The following is a 7,341-nucleotide window of genomic DNA, read 5'->3' on the forward strand; positions in this document are numbered from 1 at the left end:
GTCGTGCTCAGTGCGCGGCGCGCACCGCCGAGACCAGTCCGCCGGTGCCCTCGTCCTGCGGCGACGGGGTGAGCACCGGACGCCCGTAGGCCTGGGCGCGCTCACGCAGGGTGAAGGTCTCCGCCTCCCAGCCGAGGCCGTCCAGCCAGCCGACCGGGTCCTCCGGCGTCTCCCAGACCCACATCGACGCCGGCGATCCCGGAGCGGCGTCCTCGCGGAAGCGTTCGATCACACCGCGCGCGCCCAGTGTCAGGCCCATCCTGCTGCCTGCGGCGGACAGCGCGCCGATCCGTTCGAGCAGCGACTGGACCGCGTCCTCGGGCAGATAGATCAGCAGTCCCTCGGCGATCCACACCGTCGGCCGCGCCGGATCGTGCCCTGCCGCGGCCAGGGCGCCGGGCCAGTCCTCGCGCAGGTCGACCGGGACGGTGATCCGCTCGCAGCGCGGAACGGCCCGCTCCTGACGCAGCACCGAGGCCTTGAAGCCCAGCGGTTCGGCCGTGTCGACCTCGAACAGCCGGGTCTCCGCAGGCCAGTCCATCCGGAAGGCCCTGCTGTCCAGCCCGGCTCCGAGCAGCACGACCTGCCGGACGCCGGACGCGACCGCCCGGTCCAGCAGGTCGTCCAGGAACTTCGTCCGGATGACGATCGAGAAGGCCACACCGAGCCGGCGGCGCCGCGCCGCCTCGTCCGCGAGCGGGGGCGACGGCGTCCCGGGGCCTCTCCCGCCGGCCGTGGCGAAGGCCAGCGCCAGCGGGTCCTGGAACAGTGGCTGCTCGCGTGCCGTCTCCATTGCCCTCACCCGGGCCACGCCCACGGCTGTGGCCCACACCCCGGACGGCTCGACCCGTCCTGCCGCATTAGTCATCCGTTCAGCCTAGCCAGGCCGCCGGGCGTTATACCGGCGCGGTGGGAAACAGCGTTCCGGGGGCCGGATCCAACCTGGTGGCGACGACGTCCTTGGGCGGGGTGAGGTCCAAGTGCCAGTCGCCGAAGCGGCGTATGGTGCGCGTGATCAGCGGGCTGACGGTGGCCGGGTCGTCGGGGTCCACGGGATGGCCCTCGGCGGCGAAGGCGTTGGCGGCATCGATAATGTCCAGCGCGATGGAGTAGATCGCACAGTTGGCGATCAGCTCGTTGAATTTGACGACTCTCCTGGTAGTCCGGGTCGTTGTGGCCGATCAGCCGTCCGCCGATCATCAGATGCGTAGCGAAGCCGTGGAACGCCTCCGTGCGGTTGGTGATCGCGGTGATCCGGACACGCAGCTCGGGCTCGGACAGGTATCGAAGGAGCGTCACGGTCCTGACGACCCTGCCCAATTCGCGTAGCGCCTTGTAGATCCGGTTGCGCTTCGAGTGGTTGCCCAGGCGGCGCAGCAGCGTCACCGAGGACAGTCGGCCCTCCCGGATCGAGATCCCGGTGCGCAGCAGATCCTTCCAGCGGCGTTCGATGAGGGCCCAGTCGATGACGCTGTCGTCGAACAGGGAGTCGATGTGTTTGTACCGCACCTTGGCGTCCGGCCGGTAGAAGTTCAGGTCGTGCCAGTTGCGTATGCGGGGAAGGAGGTCGAATCCGAGGAGCGCGGCCAGGCCGAACACCGGCAGCGAAGCCCCTTGCGTGTCGGCGTGGACGGTGTCGGGCTGGGTGTCGGAGACGTTGGACAGCAGCGAGTCCAGCAGGTACACCGCCTCCCACACCCCGCAACGGGATGAAGTGGGAGAACAGCGCGATGTAGTTGTCGGACACCAGCCGGAACGCCAGAGCTCCGAACCCGCCGTATCTGACGTGGGACTCGGCCCGCAGGCTGTCTTCCCAGGTGTCGATCTGCGAGCCGTCGGTGGCCGCGGTCGACCCGTCGCCCCACATCGCGGCGACATCCAGCTTCGTGAAGGCGTTGACCACGTCCGTCGACGCCTTGTAGATCTTGTCTGGGGTGGCGTGCTTGTTCCCGGCCGTGTAGATCTCGTGGGCGCTGACCCCGCGCATGTGCCGGGCGGCCTCGGTCGGCCCGAGGTTCCCTCCATAGGCGAACGCGGTCACCACGTACCGGCCCAAGGTGTCTCGGATCTTCGGATCGGAACCGGAGGCCGGGCCGAAATGCCGCGGCCAGCCGGTCAGGTGGGCGGTGCGGGCCAGGATGTCCAGCAGCGCGCGGTCGGGCAGCCGGTCCAGCACTGCGGCCTCCAGCGTGATCGCCGCCGGCCGCCGCTCGGCGCCCTTGCGCCGCGCCAGCACCGGCCGTCCCGACTCGACCAGCTCCCGCGCCGTGACGGTTCCGCGGAACATCGGGTAGGCGGTGCGGTCGATCGATGCCAACACACACCTCGAAGATCGCGGGGGCCAGGATGACGGAACCCTAACGATTCCTATCAAGGCAACCCGCGCTGGCCTCGACCAGCGGTGAAACAAGGACGTGGCACGTTTCGCTCGTATTCCGGCCCCACCCCTACGAGCGCCACTTCGACGGCACCTCGTGGACCGCCTGGATCGGTAGCGGCGGACCCAACTCCAACACCTTCCCCGGAGCCCCCGCCATCGTCGCCACCACCGCGCGCACGGACCTCTTCGTACGCGGAAACGACAACCAACTCTGGCAACGCACCAAGACCCCGACTGCCGGCTGGGGCAAGTGGGTCGCGCTCGGAGGGGTGCTCGGGTAGTTTCCGGGGGCAGCAAGAGAGGACGGGTGCGCACCGCCGCCGACACACTCAGGAGGCGGCGGCTCGGGATGGCTCGCCGGCGACGAGGAGCAGGCGACCGAGGAACGCGTGGGCGATGAGTTCCCCTTCCAAGCGCGCGGATCGAGCGGACCGTCGACGAACGCCCGGGCCGTTTCGGACGGGACGCGGCCGCGTGCCGGCCGCGGACCGGGTCGCGGTGCCACCGCGGGACCGTGTCGGGGTGCACGGTCAGCGGGAGCCGTCGCAGCACCCGGCGCGGCAGCGGGTGCGGCAGCGCGGCGAGCCGGGCCCGGCCAGCCACGGCGAACCGCAGCCGCCGGTCCCCGAGCCGCCGTTCCAAGACGGTGAGCCGGTGGCGCAACGCCGGAATCCCGGCGTCCTTGTCGCGGTCGCTCATCGGGAGCAGCCGCAATGCGGCGAACGCGTTCGTGACGGTGAGGCAGGCGAGTCGAAGCAGCACGAATGATCACGCTGCCGCGGCGGCGATCGTGCCCGGCCAGGGGGTCTACGACACCGCTCGCGTGCAGCCACTGAAGGCCCTCTCACCTGCACGAATGGATTCTCGGCACCCACAGCGTCGGGGTTTCCCGGCTATTCCCAGGCTGTGAGCAGGTCTTGGGGTCCGTAGGCGTAGTCGATGCCTTGGGTGGTGGTGCCGGAGCGGCTGGCGGCGATCAGGGGGGTGTCGGGGCCGGCTCCGAGCAGGCGGTCGCGGTGGACGGTCAGTGCGGCCAGGTCGCGGTGGTCGAACGCCGCGCCCTCGAGCCATTTGATGGAGCCGACCGCGGCGACCGGCGATGGGTGCGCGGTCGGCCGCGACGATGTCGATCTCGGGGTCGTTGGTGCGGGTCCAGTAGCCGCCGAACGCCTCGCATCCCGGTGGGAGCCGTTCGGGCGGGAGCAGGGCGAGGACCTCGCGCACCACGGGTTCGACGGCGCGGCCGCGCCAACTGCTCCACGAGGTGCGCAGGCGTCGGTTGGCCCGGTCTCCGCGGCCGCGTTCGATCTCGGCGAGGTGCGGACCCACGAAGGCCAGCCACAACCGTAGGTGGGGGTCGGTGACCCGGTAGCGGGTGTCCTTGTTCGCGGGTTTGGTCGACAGGGGTGTCTCGGCGGCGACGATAAACTTACATGAATGATAGTTATGTGCCAACGACGCTTCCCGGCACAGTCCCGCGGCGATGAAGGCGGCAACGTCGCGGGGGGCGCCGGTCGAGCAGGGACCGGGCGGACGACTCGTCGCGGATACGTCCGACCGGATCGTCGTGACCGTAGCGGTCGATCGACGGACGCAACGCCCGAGCCGGTCGACGCAGGCTCTCGCCGCCCGTCCACGGGACCAAGGGCCGGACGGCCTCGGCGACCGCGATGTCGCGGCAGGGCGGAGGTACGGGGCCGGTGGAGCCCGGGGCCGGTGGTGGGGTAGCCGATCGAGGTGGCGGCGGAGTGCGGACAGGGTGAGGGATTCGCCGATGCGGGCGCGGTGGCGCATGGCGTCGACGATGCTGCGGGCGGCGTCGTACACGGGGATCGTCTCGCCGGGGCCCTCGAAGCGCTCGACGCCCGGGTCGAACGTCGCGGCGGTGTACCGCGCGACGACGGTCGGCGGGTAGGAGACCGTCGGCCGGGTCGACCCGCGGGGCACCGCGATGGGGACCGCGGCGGAAATGTCGTCGATCGACTCGCGCAGCGCAAGGGCCGATTCCCCACAGACCACCGCCCGAGGCGCCCGCAGACACACCGCCGGCAGGTCCGCGTGCGCGGTCTCGGCCGCGCCGGCGCGCTGGTACGCCCCGCGAGACTTCCTCGACCACGCCCTCGGCGACCAACGCCACCAGGTCGCGGGGCGACAGGGGCGCCGCGCGCCCGGGCCGTGGTGAACGTCGCCTCCAGCCCGGCCAGGCGGCTATCCCGATCGGCCGAACCGGTCATGCATCCCATCCTCCCCACGCATCGACTCGATGGGGGTGATGCGATACATCGGATGCCCGAGGCGGACGGAACATCCGGCTCGACGGCTCAAGGCGCCTGCCGGGCACCCACAGCCAGCGGCAGGCGCCGCAGAACACCTGGACGACGGGGGGTGGTCGACGGGCGCTTGTGGCAGTGTGTCGAGGCGCCCTGACGGAGGGCGGTGTCGGCGGTGGGTCAGTGGCCGTAGGGGTCGCGGCGGAGTGCGGACAGGGTGAGGGATTCGCGCCCGACGTCGATGGCGTCGGACGGGGAAGCGCTGCGTCGCAGCGCCCCCGCCGGGGGTCCCCGGCACACCGCCGGTCCCACCCACCATGCCGTGAGGACTACTGCGCGTTGCCCAGCCACCGCACCACGCTGGAGATATGAACAGTCGACCAAACCCGCGCCGTCTCCGCGTCCCGAGCATCCAAGGCGTCCAGCATCGCCCGGTGCTCGGCCAGCGTGCGAGTCACCGCGTCCTGCTACGTAATGCCACGCCACAGTCGAGCCCGAACCGTCGGCCCCGAGATCGTCTCCAGGAGCGAGCACAGCAGCGGGGCACCCGACGCCGCCGCGATGCGGCGATGGAACTCAAGGTCGTTGGCTAGAAGTTCCTCGACACCGGGATTGTCACCGAGGCCGTCCAGAAGAGCGCGCAGGTCCGCCAGTTCCGTCTCGCCGATATGTTGGGCGGCCATCGCCGTCGCCGCCGGCTCCAGAATTCCGCGGACCTGGAAAGCCTGCATCACCCGGTCATCTACTGCTACTGAGGTTTCCGGGTCCGATTGACGGTGTGTCATATAGGGGCATAACCGTTGTATGGGGAGCTCGGGGATGTCCCCGGCGGAGCGTGGGCGCNCCGGTGAGTCCTACCGGACAATCGCCGGCTTCCTGGGGCGTGCGGTGTCGACGATCAGCCGTGAAGTCAACAACAACGGCGGACGCGACGTCTACCGGGCGATCGCCGCGCAGGAACGGGCACTGATCGCGCCCGGCGCCCGAAGCAGTGCCTCCTCGCCCGCAGACCCGCGTTGAGGCAGGCGGTGCTTGGCCTGCTGAAGGAGGAGTGGTCGCCCGAACAGATCGTCGGACACCTGCGTCTGAATCACGGTGCCGACCCGGCAATGCGGATCAGCCACGAGACGATCTACCGGTCGGTCTACACCACCCGCTGGAAAGTGATCCCCCGCGAGCTGTGCAAGCGCCTCCGAACCGGCCGCCCGATCCGGAAGAACAAGCGCCACACGGTGAAAGGCCAGTGGCGCTCACAGATCACCGATGCCCGACCGATCGAGGAGCGGCCCCAGGCGGCGGAGGACCGCAGCGAATCCGGGCACCTGGAAGGCGATCTGGTGATCGGCTCGAACAACAGCCAAGTCGCCACGCTGGTCGACCGGAAGTCACGGTTCCTCACGGTCGTAAAACTCGCCAGCCGCCACACCACCGTGGTCGTTTCCGCTCTCGCCGAGACCTACGAACGCATGGACCCCAGACTACGCAGCACGCTGACCTGGGATCGCGGCATGGAACTGGCAGCCCACAAGCGGTTCACCGCCGACACCGGTGTCGACGTGTTCTTCGCAGCCCCGCGTAGCCCCTGGCAACGTGGCACCAACGAGAACACCAACAAACTGCTCCGGCAGTACCTGCCCAAAGGCACAAACCTGTCGACGTTCAGCCAGGACGACCTTGACGCCATCGCGACGAAGCTCAACAACCGTCCGCGTAAGTGCCTGGGATTCCGCACCCCAGCCGAGAGTGTTGCCTTGACCGGTTGAATCTAAGGTGGCCCGTTTGAGGACGTCCACGTCCTGCCGCAGCCGGGTGTTCTCCCGCCGCAATCTGGCGAGTTCCTCCCGCTCGGACGTCGTCAAGCCGTCGCGGTCACCGGTGTCGATCTCGGCCTGCTTGACCCAGTCCCGCACCGCGGTCTCGGTCAGGTCGAAGTCCTTCGCAACCCGACCGACCGAACGGTCGCCCTGTTTGCACAGTGCGATGATCTCCGCCTTGAACTCCGGCGTGAACGAGCGGCGAGGCCGAGGCTTCTTCTTCCCCATGCTCTCCATGATGGACATCCTCCCCGAGGGGCCAAAACCCCCTCAGTCAGGGTGTCCGTCAAACCGGATCAAGCCCAACCGCAGCCGTGGGGGCTCGGCCCCGCCCGGCGTCGAAGTGCGCTCCGAGGGCGGCGGTAGTTGCATGGACGACGACCGTGCCGGGCGCCACGGAGGTCGACATGCACATTCTGCGCTCGGTGGAGATCGAACGGACTCGCTGGTGGCACGCGATGGGCCGCAGGGACATCGCCCTGTGTGGAGTCGCCCTTCCGGGCGAGGCCGACCCCACGCCCGACGACTCCCTGACCGACCTGCTGTGTCCTCCCTGCATGTCCGCGATCGACCGGGGCATCGAGGAGGCCGAAACCACAGCACCCCGCGTCGACGCGCCGGGCGTGGAGCGGACACCCGCCCCCGGCCCGGCGTGACACGACACCGCCCGATGCTTGTCCGGCACGGGGCGTGCTCCACGGCGTGGAGTCCGTCGGGTGATCCGGGTGTCGGCACTGGGACGCCCACAACGGCGGTCTCAGTTCAGGCCGGTGAGGAACTCGCCGAAGAGCCGGTTGGCGGTCTCCGAGTCGTAGAGGCGCTCGAACTCGGCGCGCGCCAGGCGGCGCCGGAACTCACCGTGGTAGGAGACGTCTCC

The 7,341-nt window shown here is 69.8% G+C and carries 7 protein-coding genes and 3 pseudogenes; 4 read left to right on the top strand and 6 right to left on the bottom strand.

Going from position 1 to position 7,341, the window contains the following annotated elements; all coding sequences use genetic code 11:
- Positions 1-7: 7 nt before the first annotated feature.
- From A3IC_RS0112035 to A3IC_RS74020, 3 genes and pseudogenes are all read right to left on the bottom strand, one after another.
- Positions 8-868, bottom strand: coding sequence for a class I SAM-dependent methyltransferase (locus A3IC_RS0112035; protein ID WP_026217916.1), 861 nt, complete (start codon positions 866-868; stop codon positions 8-10).
- Positions 865-1,698, bottom strand: a complete 834-nt coding sequence (locus A3IC_RS70060) for a Tn3 family transposase (RefSeq protein WP_026218165.1) — start codon at positions 1,696-1,698, stop codon at positions 865-867. Before A3IC_RS70060 ends, A3IC_RS0112035 begins: the two co-directional genes overlap by 4 nt.
- Positions 1,699-1,714: 16 nt before the next feature.
- Positions 1,715-2,287: pseudogene (locus A3IC_RS74020) on the bottom strand (Tn3 family transposase); the annotation flags it as partial.
- A 98-nt stretch (positions 2,288-2,385) separates the two neighbouring features.
- Between A3IC_RS74020 and A3IC_RS74025 the strand changes: the two are divergent.
- A complete protein-coding gene (locus A3IC_RS74025) occupies positions 2,386-2,661 on the top strand; it encodes a DUF8189 domain-containing protein (RefSeq protein WP_483782874.1) in 276 nt (91 codons plus the stop codon).
- A 526-nt stretch (positions 2,662-3,187) separates the two neighbouring features.
- On the opposite strand, the gene A3IC_RS72990 is transcribed toward A3IC_RS74025, so the two are convergent.
- Complete coding sequence (locus A3IC_RS72990) at positions 3,188-4,174, bottom strand: DUF234 domain-containing protein (protein WP_321184067.1); 987 nt, start codon at positions 4,172-4,174, stop codon at positions 3,188-3,190.
- An 805-nt stretch (positions 4,175-4,979) separates the two neighbouring features.
- Positions 4,980-5,393, bottom strand: a pseudogene (locus tag A3IC_RS64675) (FadR/GntR family transcriptional regulator); the annotation flags it as partial.
- Between the two features lie 76 nt (positions 5,394-5,469).
- On the opposite strand from A3IC_RS64675, the gene A3IC_RS70065 reads away from it, so the two are divergent.
- Both A3IC_RS70065 and A3IC_RS53905 read left to right on the top strand, forming a co-directional pair.
- Positions 5,470-5,670: a helix-turn-helix domain-containing protein gene (locus tag A3IC_RS70065; protein ID WP_205353706.1), complete on the top strand. Its 201-nt coding sequence runs from the start codon at positions 5,470-5,472 to the stop codon at positions 5,668-5,670.
- Between the two features lie 8 nt (positions 5,671-5,678).
- A complete protein-coding gene (locus A3IC_RS53905; RefSeq protein ID WP_245599239.1) occupies positions 5,679-6,413 on the top strand; it encodes an IS30 family transposase in 735 nt (244 codons plus the stop codon).
- Between the two features lie 60 nt (positions 6,414-6,473).
- On the opposite strand, the pseudogene A3IC_RS73460 reads toward A3IC_RS53905, so the two are convergent.
- Positions 6,474-6,710 (bottom strand): annotated as a pseudogene (locus tag A3IC_RS73460) (transposase); the annotation flags it as partial.
- Positions 6,711-6,871: 161 nt separating this feature from the next.
- On the opposite strand from A3IC_RS73460, the gene A3IC_RS53910 reads away from it, so the two are divergent.
- Positions 6,872-7,120 carry a hypothetical protein gene (locus tag A3IC_RS53910; RefSeq protein ID WP_205353707.1) on the top strand — a complete coding sequence of 83 codons (249 nt, stop codon included), beginning with the start codon at positions 6,872-6,874 and terminating at the stop codon, positions 7,118-7,120.
- The last annotated feature ends 221 nt before the right edge of the window (positions 7,121-7,341 follow it).

It is taken from the genome of Embleya scabrispora DSM 41855 (genome assembly GCF_000372745.1).
GTDB classification, from domain to species: domain Bacteria; phylum Actinomycetota; class Actinomycetes; order Streptomycetales; family Streptomycetaceae; genus Embleya; species Embleya scabrispora.

What these genes read in the sequence shown, in the direction of transcription:
- A3IC_RS72990 (WP_321184067.1), bottom strand. Translation starts at nt 4,174, where the DNA reads ATGCGCCACCGCGCCCGCATCGGCGAATCCCTCACCCTGTCCGCACTC.
- A3IC_RS0112035 (WP_026217916.1), bottom strand. Translation starts at nt 868, where the DNA reads ATGACTAATGCGGCAGGACGGGTCGAGCCGTCCGGGGTGTGGGCCACA.
- A3IC_RS53910 (WP_205353707.1), top strand. Translation starts at nt 6,872, where the DNA reads ATGCACATTCTGCGCTCGGTGGAGATCGAACGGACTCGCTGGTGGCAC.